The sequence below is a fragment of the Pseudomonas sp. IT-P171 genome, from assembly GCF_949767765.1.
GTDB lineage: Bacteria > Pseudomonadota > Gammaproteobacteria > Pseudomonadales > Pseudomonadaceae > Aquipseudomonas > Aquipseudomonas fluorescens_B.
In genome coordinates this window covers 188861-203721 of record NZ_CATKQN010000059.1, presented here as the reverse complement: position 1 = coordinate 203721, position 14861 = coordinate 188861, and the positions used below count along the sequence as shown (strand labels likewise).

Genomic DNA, 14861 nt, shown 5'->3' with positions numbered 1-14861 from the left:
AATTGGCCATCCAAACTGTCAGTTTCTTGCGTCCTCCAAGCGGGACGTCAATTCTCCGACGACAAGATCATTAGGGGCTTGTTACATGTCTGCTTCCCTCGCATTCGTCTTTCCAGGACAGGGTTCGCAGTCCCTCGGCATGCTGGCCGAGTTGGGCGCGCAACATCCTGTAGTCCTTGAAACATTCAAAGAAGCATCCGACGCTCTCGGTTACGACCTGTGGGCACTGACCCAGCAGGGGCCGGAAGAGCAACTCAATCAAACCGATAAAACCCAGCCGGCCATTCTGACCGCCTCGATCGCCCTGTGGCGTCTGTGGCTGGCTGAAGGCGGCGCGCGTCCGGCTTATGTTGCCGGTCACAGCCTGGGCGAATACAGCGCTCTGGTGGCGGCGGGCAGTCTGAGCCTGGGCGACGCCGTCAAACTGGTAGAGCGTCGTGGTCAGTTGATGCAGGAAGCCGTTCCAGCGGGGCAGGGCGGCATGGCTGCCATCCTCGGTCTGGACGATGCCGACGTACTGGCGGCCTGTGCCGAAGCGGCGCAAGGCGAAGTGGTCAGCGCGGTCAATTTCAACTCGCCGGGCCAGGTGGTTATCGCGGGTGCCAAGGCTGCGGTCGAGCGCGCCATCGAAGGCTGCAAGGCACGTGGTGCCAAGCGCGCCATGCCATTGCCGGTCAGCGTGCCGTCCCACTGCGAGCTGATGCGTCCGGCTGCCGAGCGCTTCGCCGAGTCGATCGCTGCGATCAATTGGCAGGCGCCGCAGATTCCAGTGGTGCAAAACGTCAGCGCCGACGTACCGGCGGATCTGGAAACCCTCAAGCGCGATCTGCTTGAACAGCTCTACAAGCCTGTGCGCTGGGTCGAATCGGTCCAGGCGCTGGCTGCCAAGGGCGCGACCCAGTTGGTCGAATGCGGTCCTGGCAAAGTGCTGGCAGGCTTGAACAAACGCTGCGCCGAAGGCGTGTCGACATCCAACCTCAATACCCCAGACGCCTTTGCTGCCGCCCGCGCAGCGCTGGCCTGAATCAGGAGAAGCTTGCATGAGTCTGCAAGGTAAAGTTGCACTGGTCACCGGTGCGAGCCGCGGTATCGGCCAGGCCATCGCCCTGGAACTGGGTCGTCAGGGTGCCATCGTTGTGGGCACCGCGACATCTGCTTCGGGTGCCGAACGCATCGCCGCTACCCTGAAGGAAAACGGTATTCAAGGCACTGGCCTGGAACTCAATGTCACCAGCGACGAATCCGTTGCGGCGGTGCTGGCGAGCATCCAGGAGCAGTTCGGTGCGCCGGCGATCCTGGTCAACAATGCCGGTATCACCCGCGATAACCTGATGATGCGCATGAAAGATGACGAATGGCATGACGTCGTCGATACCAACTTGAACAGTCTGTTCCGCCTGTCCAAGGGCGTTTTGCGCGGCATGACGAAAGCCCGTTGGGGACGAATTATCAGTATTGGCTCCGTAGTGGGTGCCATGGGCAACGCAGGCCAAGTAAACTACGCTGCCGCCAAGGCCGGTCTGGAAGGTTTCAGCCGCGCACTGGCGCGTGAAGTCGGTTCGCGTTCGATTACGGTAAACTCGGTGGCCCCTGGGTTCATCGACACCGATATGACTCGCGAACTGCCCGAGGCACAGCGTGAAGCCTTGCAGACGCAAATTCCGCTGGGCCGTCTGGGGCAAGCTCAAGAGATCGCGTCTGTGGTCGCTTTTCTTGCGTCCGACGGTGCGGCTTACGTTACTGGGGCTACAATCCCGGTGAACGGCGGGATGTACATGAGTTAAATGTGACGGATTGCTTCAAAAAAATGTCATACGAGCTGTCTAAAATCCGTTATAAAGCTGCAATCTATTTATAGGCAGAGGGCCGCAGGGTTTGAGGAGTGAAGCTTTCAGTTGAAAAACTGAAAAGTCTTTCTATACACTTACCCACTGGCCAGCTGCCTGAATTTGTCCATTAGGAGTGAAAACAAGGTATGAGCACCATCGAAGAGCGCGTCAAGAAAATCGTTGCCGAGCAACTGGGCGTTAAAGAAGAAGAAGTGGTCAACACTGCTTCCTTCGTTGAAGACCTGGGTGCCGACTCCCTTGACACCGTTGAGCTGGTGATGGCTCTGGAAGAGGAATTCGAGACCGAAATCCCTGACGAAGAAGCTGAGAAGATCACTACTGTACAAGCTGCAATCGACTACGTTACTAGCCACCAGGCGTAATAGTTTGTAATCGTTGCTTGCTGTCATGGAAAAACCGCACTGCCATCATGGCGTGCGGTTTTTTCTTTAGGCCTGATGCAAAGTCGTCATTTGAAAAAGGAGAGTGCTGTGTCGCGTAGACGCGTCGTAGTCACCGGTATGGGTATGTTGTCGCCACTGGGCACGGATGTGCCGAGCAGTTGGCAGGGCATTCTGGCTGGCCGCAGTGGCATTGGTCTGATCGAACACACCGACCTTTCTGCCTATTCCACCCGTTTTGGCGGCTCGGTAAAGGGCTTCAATGTCGAGGAATACCTGTCGGTCAAGGAAGCTCGCAAGCTCGACCTGTTCATTCAGTACGGTCTGGCCGCCGGTTTCCAGGCTGTGCGTAATGCAGGGCTTGAAGTCACCGACGCCAACCGTGAACGCATCGGCGTGGCCATGGGTTCGGGTATTGGCGGTCTGACCAATATCGAAGAAACCAGCCGCACCCTGCATGATTCCGGTCCACGGCGGATCTCTCCGTTTTTCGTGCCTGGCTCGATCATCAATATGATTTCCGGTTTCCTGTCGATCCACCTGGGTGCACAGGGACCTAACTACGCTATCGCCACCGCGTGTACCACCGGTACGCACTGCATTGGCATGGCGGCACGCAACATCATGTACGACGAAGCCGACGTGATGATCGCCGGCGGCGCCGAGATGGCCGCTTGCGGACTGGGCATGGGTGGCTTTGGCGCCTCCCGTGCACTGTCGACCCGCAACGACGAGCCGACCCGCGCCAGCCGTCCGTGGGACAAGGGTCGTGATGGCTTCGTCCTGTCCGACGGTGCCGGTGCGCTGGTGCTGGAAGAGCTGGAACACGCCAAGGCTCGCGGCGCGACCATCTATGCCGAACTGATCGGCTTCGGCACCAGTGGCGATGCTTACCACATGACTTCGCCGCCGGCGGACGGTGCGGGTGCTGCACGTTGCATCACCAATGCCCTGCGCGACGCGAAGGTCAATGTCGATCAGGTTCAGTACATCAACGCCCACGGCACATCGACTTCTGCCGGCGACCTCGCCGAAGCCTGTGCGATCAGGTCGGTGTTCGGCGATCACGCCTACAAGCTGGCCGTCAGTTCGACCAAGTCCATGACCGGTCACCTGCTGGGTGCGGCAGGCGCGGTCGAAGCCATCTTCAGTGTGCTGGCGATCAACAGCCAGGTGGCGCCGCCGACCATCAACCTCGATGAGCCGGACGAAGGCTGCGACCTCGATTTCGTGCCGCACACTGCGCGCAACATGGATATCGACGTGGTGTTGTCCAACTCCTTCGGTTTTGGCGGTACCAACGGCTCGCTGGTGTTCCGCCGGTTCGCTGACTGATGGACAGCTGGGTCGACGGTCAGCCGGCTGACACTCTGTCGCTGAAGGATCGCGGCCTGGCCTACGGTGATGGTCTGTTCGAGACCATCGCCGTGCGCGGCGGGCAGCCGCTGTTGCTGGACCGGCATCTGGCGCGTCTGGCCGATGGCTGTTTGCGCCTGGCGATCACGGCCGACCATGCGCTGATCCGCAGTGAACTGCTGGCCTACGCCGCAGCTTTGGGTGAAGGCGTGCTTAAACTCATCCTTACTCGCGGCGACAGCTTGCGCGGTTACGCCCCTGATCCTGCCGCCCAGGCCCGACGCATTCTGCAAGGCAATCGTCCTGCTGCTTATCCTGCGGTTCATGGAGAGCACGGCGTTCGCCTCTTCCCCTGTACCACGCGACTGTCCAGACAACCCTTGCTCGCCGGGCTCAAACACCTGAACCGTCTTGAGCAAGTCATCGCCCGTTCCGAATGGCAAGACACCGAGCATGCCGAAGGCTTGATGCTTGATCAGGCCGGGCGCGTGATCGAAGGCGTGTTCAGTAATCTGTTCCTGATCCGTGATGGCGTGTTGATCACCGCTGATCTCAAACGCTGCGGCGTTGCCGGCGTGATGCGTGCCGAATTATTGTTTCAAGCCGAGTCGCTGGGGATCCCCACGCAAATCACCGACATCAGCCTCGATCAGCTGCAATGGGCTGACGAAGTCTTTGTCTGCAATAGCGTGTATGGCGTTTGGCCGGTGCGCGCCTACGCAGCACTGAGCTGGTCGATTGGGCCGCTCACCCGTAAACTCCAAACCATTGCCCGTGTGCTACTGGATGCTTGATACGTGAGACGTAAATTCTTGCTGTTGCTGGAAACCGGCCTGGTTCTGGCAGGGCTGTGTCTGGGCGCTGCGGCCTGGAAAATCCATTCGGCGCTGGAACAGCCGCTGAACATTACCCAGGAAGAACTGCTGGACGTGCCCAAAGGTACGACACCCACTCGCACTTTCTATCGACTCGAAGCCGATGGCGTCATCAAGGACGCTTTCTGGTTGCGCGTGTATTGGCGCTTTAATCTGGCCGGGCAGCCGTTGCACAAAGGTGAGTACCGCATGCAGCCCGGCATGACCGTTGAAGGCCTGATCGACTTGTGGAAGCGTGGCGAGATGGTTCAGTACAGCCTGACGCTGGTGGAAGGCTGGAATTTCCATCAGGTCCGTTTGGCCCTGGCCAAGGATGAAAAGCTCGAGCAGACGTTGAACGGCTTGAGCGATAGCGAAGTGATGGACAAGCTCGGTCACCCCGGGATCTTTCCGGAAGGGCGATTCTTTCCGGACACCTACCGGTTCGTGCGGGGCATGACGGACGCTGAGCTGCTGAAAAAAGCTTACGATCGCCTTGATGAGGTCCTCGCCAAGGAGTGGGGGCAGCGCGCAGCCGACGTGCCGTATACCGAACCTTATCAAGCGCTGATCATGGCTTCGCTGGTGGAAAAGGAAACCGGCGTACCGCAAGAGCGCGGGCAGATCGCCGGCGTGTTTGTGCGGCGCATGGAAATGGGCATGCTGTTGCAGACTGATCCGACCGTGATCTACGGCCTGGGCGATCGTTACAACGGCAAGTTGACCCGCGCGCACCTCAAGGAACCGACCCCTTACAATACCTACGTGATCGCCGGCCTGCCGCCGACGCCGATTGCGATGGTCGGCCGCGAGGCGATCCACGCAGCGTTGAATCCGGTGGCTGGCAACAGCCTGTATTTTGTCGCACGGGGCGACGGCAGCCATGTGTTCTCGGATGATCTGGACGCCCATAACAACGCGGTGCGCGAGTTCCAGCTCAAGCGCCGCGCCGATTATCGCTCCAGCCCGGCACCGGCCACCGCACCCGAAGCGACGGATGAGCAGGCGCCGATCCCGGCGGCTTCGCCCGACACAGCCCCAGAGGCTTTGCCGCCAGTGACGCCGCAAGAACCGGTTCAAGAGCCCTCCCGCGAACCGGCTGAAGAACCTGTCAAACAGCCCGCTGCTGCGCCTGCGCCCGAACCAGACGCAACCGCGCCGCAAAGCCCGCAATGATTCTGACTAAGGACTGCCTGTGACTGGCTTGTTTATTACCCTGGAAGGTCCCGAAGGCGCCGGCAAGAGCACCAACCGTGAATACCTGGCCGAGCGCCTGCGCGCCGCCGGTATCGAAGTGGTGTTGACCCGCGAGCCGGGCGGCACGCCTCTGGCCGAGAAAATTCGCGAGGTGCTGTTGGCGCCGGTCGATGAAACCATGGACCCGGACACTGAGTTGCTGCTGGTGTTTGCCGCGCGCGCCCAACACCTGGCCGGCGTGATCCGCCCGGCGCTGGCCCGTGGGGCGGTGGTGTTGTGTGATCGTTTTACCGATTCGACCTACGCCTATCAGGGCGGCGGTCGCGGCTTGTCGCTGGAGCGCATCGCGACACTCGAAACGTTCGTCCAGGGCGATCTGCGCCCGGACCTGACCCTGATTTTCGATCTTCCGGTGGAAGTGGGTCTGGCACGCGCCAGTGCTCGCGGTCGCCTGGATCGCTTCGAGCTGGAAGGCCGGGCGTTTTTCGATGCGGTGCGCAGCGCGTTCCTCAAGCGTGCTGAAGCCGATCCGGCGCGTTATGTGTTGGTCGATGCCGCTCAACCGCTGGCGCAGGTTCAGCAGTCGCTGGATGCCTTGCTCCCACGCTTGCTGGAGCTGACCCGTGGCTGAAGCCTATCCGTGGCAGGACAGCCTCTGGCAGCAGCTGGCGGGTCGCAAGCAACATGCACACGCCTATCTGCTGCATGGTCCGGCCGGGATCGGTAAGCGCGCGTTGGCCGAACGGCTGATGGCCAGCTTGCTCTGCCAGCGTCCGACAGCCGAGGACGCCTGCGGTGAATGCAAATCCTGCCTGTTGCTGAAGGCCGGTAGCCATCCCGACAACTACATCCTGGAACCGGAAGAAGCCGACAAGGCGATCAAGGTCGATCAGGTGCGGGATCTGGTCAGCTTCGTGGTGCAGACCTCGCAGATGGGCGGCCGTAAAGTGGTGCTGATCGAGCCGGTCGAGTCGATGAACATCAACGCGGCCAACGCCTTGCTCAAAAGCCTTGAAGAGCCGTCCGGCGACACGGTGTTGTTGCTGGTCAGCCATCAGACCAGCCGTCTGTTGCCGACCATCAAGAGCCGCTGCGTGCAGCAGGCCTGCCCGCTGCCGAGTGAGGCCGTGAGCCTGGCGTGGCTGGCGAAGGCGCTGCCGGACTGTTCCGAAGAAGAGCGCATCGAGTTGCTGACCCTCGCTGCCGGTTCGCCGCTGGCTGCCGTCAGCTTGCAGGCTCAGGGCGTGCGCGAGCAGCGAGCGTTGGTGGTCGATGGTGTGAAGAAGTTGCTCAAGCAACAGCAATCGCCGACGCAACTGGCCGAAGGCTGGAACGCAATTCCGCTGTTGCTGCTGTTCGATTGGTTCTGCGATTGGTCGAGCCTGATCCTGCGTTATCAGCTGACCCAGGATGAAGAAGGTCTGGGATTGGCCGATATGCGCAAGGTGATTCAGTACCTGGCGCAGAAAACCGCTCAGGACAAAGTGCTGAACATTCAGGACTGGATCCTCGCCCAGCGCCAGAAAGTCATGAGCAAGGCCAACCTCAATCGGGTGTTGTTGCTCGAAGCGCTGCTGGTGCAATGGGCGTCATTGCCTACCCAGAAGTGATCGACTGGGCTTATCCTCTGAGCATCTGCAGTGGAGGTCAGTATGAATGAAGCCGTCAACCAGGGACCGCGCAACGGTATTTTGTCCCTGACCATCAAGGACAAGTCCGTGCTATACGCGGCCTATATGTCATTCATCAAGAACGGTGGTCTGTTTATCCCGACCAACAAAAGCTACAAGTTGGGCGATGAGGTATTCATGCTGCTGAGCCTGATGGATGAGCCGGAGAAGATTCCGGTGGCCGGCAAGGTCGCCTGGATCACGCCCAAAGGCGCTCAAGGCAACCGCGCCGCCGGCGTCGGCGTGCAGTTCAACGACGGCGACGATACCGCCCGCAGTCGAATCGAAACCCATCTGGCCGGAGCCCTGAAGTCCGACCGTCCCACCCATACGATGTAAGTTGCAGCCCTTTTTATGCTCGTAGATTCCCATTGCCACCTTGATCGCCTCGACCTCGCCGCCCACGACGGCTCTCTGGATGCCGCACTCGATGCGGCCCGGCAGCGCGGGGTAGGGCACTTTCTGTGTATCGGCGTCAGCGTCGACAACGCAGCCGACGTAAAGGTCCTGGCCGAACGTTACGACGATGTCGACTGTTCCGTCGGCGTGCATCCGCTGGACGTGCAGCCGGGCGCTGCCCCGGCGCTGGACTGGCTGTTGCAGGAGCTCAACCACCCGCGTGTGGTGGCGATCGGTGAAACCGGCCTGGACTATCACTACGAGCCTGAGGCGGCAGAGCTGCAGCAGGAATCGTTCCGCCTGCACCTGCAAGCTGCGCAGCAAACCGGCAAGCCAGTGATCATTCACACCCGTGGCGCCCGGGCCGATACCTTGACCCTGTTGCGTGAAGCCGCGCTGCCCCAGGCCGGCGTCCTGCATTGCTTCACCGAAGATTGGGACATGGCCAAAGCGGCGCTGGACATGGGTTATTACATCTCCTTGTCCGGCATTGTCACCTTCCGCAATGCCGATGCGCTGCGTGACGTGGCCAGCAAGGTGCCCGCGGACCGCTTGCTGGTGGAAACCGATTCGCCGTACCTGGCGCCGATCCCCTATCGCGGCAAGCCGAACCTGCCGCAGTATGTGCGGGAAGTGGCAGAGTTTCTGGCGATGTTGCGGGGGGAGTCCTACGAACGATTTGCCGAGCAGACCACCGAGAACTTTAAACGGCTGTTTCCGTTGGCGCACGTCAGGGCATCGGCATAACGCCGGAAAAAATCGCAGCCTTCGGCAGCTCCTGCGGGGGCGGTGCCCCCTGAATTGCAGGCAAAAAAAACCCGGGTTCTGGGGGGTGAATCCGGGTTAAGACCATTAGGAGTAAAACAATGGTACGCGGTCCGTTGGTACCAATATCGACGCGGCACTTGGGGGAGATGCCCCGCCGACAGTTGAAGTATTGATCAGTATTGCGCCGAGTCCAGTTTACCGGTCGAGGTTTTTAAACAATTTTGGAATACGTGCGCTTCGGAAGCGTTCTCATTAAATGGCGACGCTTCCAGAATTCATCAAGAAACACAGATATGGATGGATGATCCGTGCATTTTGCCGCAAGTTAGGCATAATACGCGGCTTCGAATTTTGACCCCGACAGACCTTTTCTTATGCATAAAGAACCTCGTAAGGTCCGTGAATTTCGTCGCCGTGAGCAAGAAATTCTCGATACCGCGCTCAAGCTGTTCCTCGACCAAGGTGAAGACAGTGTCACCGTCGAGATGATTGCTGATGCCGTCGGTATCGGCAAAGGCACAATCTACAAGCACTTCAAATCGAAAGCGGAGATCTATCTGCGCCTGATGCTCGATTACGAGCGCGATTTGAACGAGCTGTTGCATTCGGCAGACGTCGACAAGGACAAGGAAGCCCTGTCCCGGGCCTACTTCGAATTCCGCATGCGCGATCCGCAACGCTACCGCTTGTTCGATCGCCTCGAAGAAAAGGTGGTCAAGGGCAACCAGGTGCCGGAGATGATCGAGGAACTGCACAAGATCCGCGCCTCGAATTTTGAACGCCTGACCCTGCTGATCAAGGGTCGGATCAGCGAAGGCAAGCTCGAAGACGTGCCGCCTTACTTCCATTACTGCGCGTCCTGGGCGCTGGTGCACGGCGCCGTGGCGCTGTATCACTCGCCGTTCTGGAGCAACGTGCTGGAAGATCAGGAAGGTTTCTTCCAGTTCCTGATGGACATCGGCGTGCGCATGGGCAACAAGCGCAAGCGCGACACCGACACGCCAAGCAGCTAAGCCATTCAGTTGCCTTATTGCGCCATTATTTCGCAACATGGCGCAGTACCTCAGGAATATACTCAGGCATGGGACTTGCTAAAACTTGATTTGTAAGTCAAGTTTTACGCCGTCCGATTTCCTTGTGCCGGAGTGACCATGATCGTTGACCGTCAAGGCAGGCGTTTCCGCAATCTGCGAATCAGCCTGACCTCAGCCTGCAATTACGCGTGTACCTACTGCGTGCCCAACGGCAAGCGGCTGGTCGCTGCGCAGGATGAACTGTCGGCCGAAGCCATGGCACGCGGCGTTGCCTACCTCATCGAAGCGGCGGGGATCGAGCGACTGCGCATCACCGGCGGTGAGCCGCTGGTCAGCCCCAAACTCGAAGCCTTCATGACCGCCGTCGGGCAGATGGGCCTGCAAGACATCAGCCTGACCACCAATGGTCAACTGCTGGCGAAAAAACTGCCCCTGCTGGTCGACGCCGGTATCCGGCGCATCAACGTATCCCTCGATACCCTGGATGCCGGTGCATTCCGCAGCATTGCCCGCGGCGGTGATCTGGCGACTGTGCTCGACGGCATGGATCAGGCCAGTGCCGCCGGCATGAAGATCAAGGTCAACATGGTGCCGTTGCGCGGGCAAAACCTCGATCAGGTGATGCCGCTGCTCGATTACTGCCTGGAGCGAGGTTACGAGCTGCGCTTCATTGAGCTGATGCGCATGGGGCACCTGGCCAGTGACAACAACGCTTTTCTGCAACAGTTCGTCAGCCTTCAGCAGTTGCTGAGCCTGATCGGTGATCGTTATGAGTACCTGCAGGCCGATGCACCCGTCGACGCGACGGCGGTGCGCTATGAAATTCCAGGTCAGGGCTATTTCGGCGTGATCGCCAACGAAAGCGTGCCGTTCTGTCGTACTTGCTCGCGACTGCGTTTGTCGTCGACGGGCTGGTTGCATGGCTGTCTGTCGTCGAGCAATCGTCACTATGTCGGTGATCTGCTGGACAAGCCGCGCCATCAGGCGTTGCCGGCGTTGCAGCGTCTCTTGGTGAAAGCCTTGGGTGACAAGCAGGAAGTGGCGTTCTCGGGTGGGGCGACCATCATGAAAATTATCGGCGGCTGATCGGGCTGTGGCGAGGGGATTTATCCCGTTGGACTGTGCAGCAGTCCCATTTTTTTGGGCCGCTTCGTTGCCCAACGGGGATAAATCCCCTCGCCACAAATGTCGCACTCCTGAAGACTGGCGCGGAAGCTGCATCCCATGGCCATTCGCCGGTTTTCCGTCACCGGCCTCTGGAGGGTAGGATGCGTAGCCTGGTTTTGCTGCTGGCCGTTTTGGCGCTTGGTGGCTGCATGAATGTCAGCGATCTGGCTGAAGGGACTCGCTATCACATGAGTGACGCGGGTCTGCTCGACCACAGCGATAGTCGCCGCGTGAACAATCTGCGCATTCAACCGGACTCGTTCGTCTATATCGCCCAGGGCGCCTTTGCTCCGCCGGGCAGCGCGGTTTACCCGCGTCCTAACGTGATTGCCGAAGTCGCCTTCGATGGCTTTATCGAATATTTCCCGATGGTCCGCCGTGCGCGTGCGCCGGAAGGCCTCGATCAGGCGATGGGCGAAGCCCGTGCAGTCGGCGCGCATTATCTGCTCTATACCCGTTTCGCCAAGTCGGATGACCGCATCGGCAACTCGGACGAATGGCTCGATCAGGAAGCCGTGGATCGCCTCGGCATCGACACCGGCGTGATTCAGATCATGTTGATCGAGACCAGTACCCAGTATTTGATTGATACTGCACGTATCAAGAGTCGTGGCGGTTTACTGACGTTCCACGACAAAAAGCCAGAAGACCTGATGGGCCCGCCGCTGGAACAATATGCGCGCAGCCTGCTGGGGCTCAGCGACCAGTAATCCAAGGAGAACGCCATGAGTGGCCCGCAAAAAGCCAACGACCTTCTGGGGCAGATCCCCAAGACCAAAGGCTTGCCACCGGTCCACTTGTGGAACCCCGACTTCTGCGGCGACATCGACATGCGCATCGCCCGCGACGGCACCTGGTATTACCTGGGCACGCCGATCGGACGCAAGCCGATGGTCAAACTGTTCTCCACCATCATTCGCCGCGACGGCGATGATTATTTCCTCATCACCCCGGTCGAGAAGGTCGGCATCAAGGTCGACGATGCGCCGTTCGTGGCCATCGCCGTGGAGGTGGAAGGCGAGGGCGAAGCACAAGTCCTGCGCTTTACCACCAACGTCGATGAAACCGCCGAGGCCGGTGCGGAACATGCGATCCGTGTAGTGATTGATCCGGTGACACAAGAGCCTGCGCCGTATGTGCATGTGCGCACCAACCTTGAAGCGCTGATCCATCGCAATGTGTTTTACCAATTGGTGGAACTGGCGGTGACCCGCGAGATCGATGGGCAGCGCTGGCTTGGCGTGTGGAGCGGCGGCATCTTCTTCCCCATCGGCCTGGAGCCGTAACACACACAAGATTTTGCTTTTCCCTGAAAATCAAATTGACACCCAATCGTATGATGATTAGCGTGGGCACCCATTGCGAACGGCTTTGAGGTGCCCATGTCCAGCAGTTTTCACGCATCGACGGTCGATTGGCTGGGTTGCTGGATTGCGACGGGCCAGGTAAAACCCGGCGAAACCCTCAAGGTCGAAGCCGATCTGGGCGAGCAACTCGGCGTCAGTCGCACGGTCATCCGCGAAGCCATCAAAACCCTGGTCGCCAAAGGCATGCTCGAAGTCGGGCCCAAGGTTGGCACGCGAGTATTGCCGGTGCGGCGTTGGAACCTCTTCGATCCGCAAGTCGTCGGCTGGCTTTCACGCAGCGGCTTGCCGGAAAATTTCGTCGACGACCTGCTCGACCTGCGCCGCACCATCGAGCCGATGGCCGTGCGCTGGGCCTGCGAGCGAGCGACCGTCGAACAGGTGCAAGCAGTGCTTCAGGCCTACAACGCGCTGGAGCGAGCGGTAGACAGCGGCATCGATTACAACCGCGCCGACCAGTTCTTCCACGAGTGCATTCTCGCGGCCAGCCACAATCAATTCATCGAACAAATGGTCCCGGCCCTCGGCGCGTTGCTGGCGGTGTCTTTCGAAGTCTCCGCGGCTGACCCGGACGAGTTGCGCCGCACATTACCGATTCACAAAGACATGGCCGATGCCATCGCCGCTCGCGATGCCGCGCGCGGTGTGTGGGCCTGCATGACGCTCATCGACAACGCCGACCTGGCCATCAAACGTTTCTACCCAAAAGTCATGGCCGATAAAAAGGCCGGATAAAAAACACAGACCCCTTGTGGGAGCCAGCTCGCGATTAGGCTGGCACATTCAATATTGATCTCGCCTGACCCACCGCAATCGCGAGCAGGCTCGCTCCCACATAAAAGCAATAAGAAGGAGGTTTCATGGAGTGGACCGCAGTTACCCAGCACCGTGCACACCTGGGCGAGGGCTCCTTCTGGGATGCGCCGACGCAGGCGCTGTACTGGGTGGATATTGCCGGTAAACAAGCGTTGCGCCTGGTCGGCGCCAACGTGCAGATCTGGCAGATGCCCGAGCACGTGTCAGCCTTCATTCCCTGCGAAAGCGGCGATGCGCTGGTGACGTTGAGTAGTGGTGTGTACCGGCTCGATCTCGATTCACCGGGACTTGAGCCACGATTGAGCTTGTTCTGCGTCGCCGACCCGCAACCCGGCAATCGCGCCAACGAAGCCCGTTGCGATGCGCAGGGCCGGCTATGGCTCGGCACCATGCAGAACAACATCGGCGAAAACGGCGAAGACCTGCCCATCGTGCGACGGTCCGGCGGCTTGTTTCGAATTGACCGCGATGCCCGGGTCACGCCGCTGCTTCGCGGATTGGGCATTCCCAACACGTTGCTATGGAGTGACGACGCCACCACGCTTTATTTCGCCGACAGCCTGGATGGCACGCTCTATCAGCATTTCATTCGCACCGACGGCGGCCTCGAGCCCGCGCAAGTCTGGTTCGGCCCCCATGAACGCGGCGGCCCCGACGGCTCGGCGATGGATGCCGAGGGTTACCTTTGGAATGCTCGCTGGGACGGCAGTTGCCTGCTCAGGTTGACGCCAGATGGTCAGGTCGATCGCGTGATCGAGCTGCCGGTCAGCCGCCCCACCAGTTGTGTGTTTGGCGGTCCGGACTTGAAAACCCTCTACATCACCAGCGCTGCGAGCCCGCTCAACCATCCGCTGGACGGGGCGGTGTTGTCCCTTCAGGTCGATGTGCCCGGAAAAACCTGTACGAGATTTGCTGGTTAAATCCCAGAATATGGGATGTAAAATTATATATTGAGATTATTTGGCGGTCGGGTTTATAGTCGGCTCCATCAGTTACACGCACTCACACTTAAAAAAACAAAACAGGTGAAGTGATGCAGCTATTTTCCACAAAGCTTTTTGGCCGGACATCGACAGATGCCCGGTTTTTGTCGTGCCCGCGAAAAGGAGTTCTGATTCATGGGTGAACCTCTTTCCCTGCCAGCGGTGCCCGAGCCACCGAAGGGTGAGCGCCTGAAAAACAAGGTCGTGTTGCTGACCGGCGCGGCTCAGGGCATTGGCGAGGCGATTGTTGCGACCTTCGCCTCCCAGCAGGCCAGGCTGATCATCAGTGATATCCAGGGTGAGAAAGTCGAACACGTCGCGGCGCATTGGCGAGACAAGGGGTTTGATGTTCAGGCGATAAAGGCTGACGTGTCCAATCAGCAAGACTTGCACGCCATGGCCAGACTGGCAGTCGACCTGCACGGCCGCATCGACGTGCTGGTCAACTGCGCCGGGGTCAACGTGTTCCGCGATCCGCTGGAAATGACCGAAGAAGACTGGCGTCGTTGTTTCGCCATTGACCTGGACGGCGCCTGGTTCGGCTGTAAAGCGGTGCTGCCGCAAATGATCGAGCAAGGCATCGGCAGCATCATCAACATTGCCTCTACCCATTCCACGCACATCATTCCGGGCTGCTTCCCGTACCCGGTGGCCAAGCACGGCCTGCTGGGCCTGACCCGCGCGCTGGGCATCGAATATGCGCCGAAGGGCATTCGTGTCAACGCCATCGCACCGGGCTACATCGAAACCCAACTGAACGTCGATTACTGGAACGGTTTTGCCGACCCGCACGCCGAGCGCCAACGCGCTCTCGATCTGCATCCGCCGCGGCGCATCGGCCAGCCGATTGAAGTGGCGATGACTGCGGTTTTCCTGGCCAGCGACGAAGCGACCTTTATCAACGCATCGTGCATCACCATCGATGGAGGTCGCTCGGTGATGTATCACGACTAGGCAAAACGCATTTCAGGCGCGGAATTCCGCTTGAAATCCAATCATCATATGATATGACTATTTGCTGCA

17 protein-coding genes are annotated in these 14861 nt (G+C 59.5%); all 17 read left to right on the top strand.

Annotated elements, in window-relative coordinates; genetic code table 11:
- Positions 1-85: 85 nt before the first annotated feature.
- Positions 86-1024 carry an ACP S-malonyltransferase gene (gene fabD, locus ACM6I5_RS28705; protein ID WP_414878055.1) on the top strand — a complete coding sequence of 313 codons (939 nt, stop codon included), beginning with the start codon at positions 86-88 and terminating at the stop codon, positions 1022-1024.
- A 16-nt stretch (positions 1025-1040) separates the two neighbouring features.
- Positions 1041-1784, top strand: a complete 744-nt coding sequence (fabG, locus tag ACM6I5_RS28700; protein ID WP_007942004.1) for a 3-oxoacyl-ACP reductase FabG — start codon at positions 1041-1043, stop codon at positions 1782-1784.
- 191 nt (positions 1785-1975) lie between these two features.
- Positions 1976-2212: an acyl carrier protein gene (gene acpP / locus ACM6I5_RS28695; protein WP_003175607.1), complete on the top strand. Its 237-nt coding sequence runs from the start codon at positions 1976-1978 to the stop codon at positions 2210-2212.
- Between the two features lie 108 nt (positions 2213-2320).
- The gene (gene fabF, locus ACM6I5_RS28690) at positions 2321-3565 is read left to right on the top strand and encodes a beta-ketoacyl-ACP synthase II (protein WP_017340111.1); all 1245 of its coding nucleotides are present in this window, start codon (positions 2321-2323) and stop codon (positions 3563-3565) included.
- Positions 3565-4380, top strand: coding sequence for an aminodeoxychorismate lyase (gene pabC, locus ACM6I5_RS28685; protein ID WP_414885139.1), 816 nt, complete (start codon positions 3565-3567; stop codon positions 4378-4380). The genes fabF and pabC overlap by 1 nt, the downstream gene beginning before the upstream one ends.
- A 3-nt stretch (positions 4381-4383) precedes the next feature.
- Positions 4384-5616 carry an endolytic transglycosylase MltG gene (mltG, locus tag ACM6I5_RS28680; protein WP_414885138.1) on the top strand — a complete coding sequence of 411 codons (1233 nt, stop codon included), beginning with the start codon at positions 4384-4386 and terminating at the stop codon, positions 5614-5616.
- 19 nt (positions 5617-5635) lie between these two features.
- Complete coding sequence (gene tmk, locus ACM6I5_RS28675; RefSeq protein ID WP_017340108.1) at positions 5636-6268, top strand: dTMP kinase; 633 nt, start codon at positions 5636-5638, stop codon at positions 6266-6268.
- Positions 6261-7247 (top strand): DNA polymerase III subunit delta', encoded by a 987-nt coding sequence (locus tag ACM6I5_RS28670; RefSeq protein ID WP_414878058.1) that lies wholly within the window; start codon positions 6261-6263, stop codon positions 7245-7247. Before tmk ends, ACM6I5_RS28670 begins: the two co-directional genes overlap by 8 nt.
- Positions 7248-7289: 42 nt before the next feature.
- A complete protein-coding gene (locus tag ACM6I5_RS28665; protein WP_017340106.1) occupies positions 7290-7646 on the top strand; it encodes a PilZ domain-containing protein in 357 nt (118 codons plus the stop codon).
- Positions 7647-7661: 15 nt separating this feature from the next.
- Positions 7662-8453 (top strand): TatD family hydrolase, encoded by a 792-nt coding sequence (locus tag ACM6I5_RS28660; protein WP_414885137.1) that lies wholly within the window; start codon positions 7662-7664, stop codon positions 8451-8453.
- A gap of 395 nt (positions 8454-8848) precedes the next feature.
- Entirely contained in the window at positions 8849-9487 is a 639-nt protein-coding gene (locus ACM6I5_RS28655) for a TetR/AcrR family transcriptional regulator (RefSeq protein WP_008031613.1), read from the top strand.
- A gap of 138 nt (positions 9488-9625) precedes the next feature.
- Positions 9626-10594, top strand: a complete 969-nt coding sequence (locus tag ACM6I5_RS28650) for a GTP 3',8-cyclase MoaA (RefSeq protein WP_017340104.1) — start codon at positions 9626-9628, stop codon at positions 10592-10594.
- Positions 10595-10776: 182 nt separating this feature from the next.
- Entirely contained in the window at positions 10777-11385 is a 609-nt protein-coding gene (locus ACM6I5_RS28645) for a DUF4823 domain-containing protein (protein WP_017340103.1), read from the top strand.
- A gap of 15 nt (positions 11386-11400) precedes the next feature.
- Entirely contained in the window at positions 11401-11961 is a 561-nt protein-coding gene (locus ACM6I5_RS28640) for a DUF1285 domain-containing protein (protein WP_017340102.1), read from the top strand.
- 96 nt (positions 11962-12057) lie between these two features.
- On the top strand, positions 12058-12774 hold the full coding sequence (locus tag ACM6I5_RS28635; protein WP_017340101.1) for a FadR/GntR family transcriptional regulator: 717 nt from the start codon (positions 12058-12060) through the stop codon (positions 12772-12774).
- Between the two features lie 125 nt (positions 12775-12899).
- Positions 12900-13775 carry an SMP-30/gluconolactonase/LRE family protein gene (locus ACM6I5_RS28630; RefSeq protein ID WP_414885136.1) on the top strand — a complete coding sequence of 292 codons (876 nt, stop codon included), beginning with the start codon at positions 12900-12902 and terminating at the stop codon, positions 13773-13775.
- Between the two features lie 198 nt (positions 13776-13973).
- The gene (locus ACM6I5_RS28625) at positions 13974-14792 is read left to right on the top strand and encodes an SDR family oxidoreductase (RefSeq protein WP_414885135.1); all 819 of its coding nucleotides are present in this window, start codon (positions 13974-13976) and stop codon (positions 14790-14792) included.
- Positions 14793-14861 lie beyond the last annotated feature (69 nt).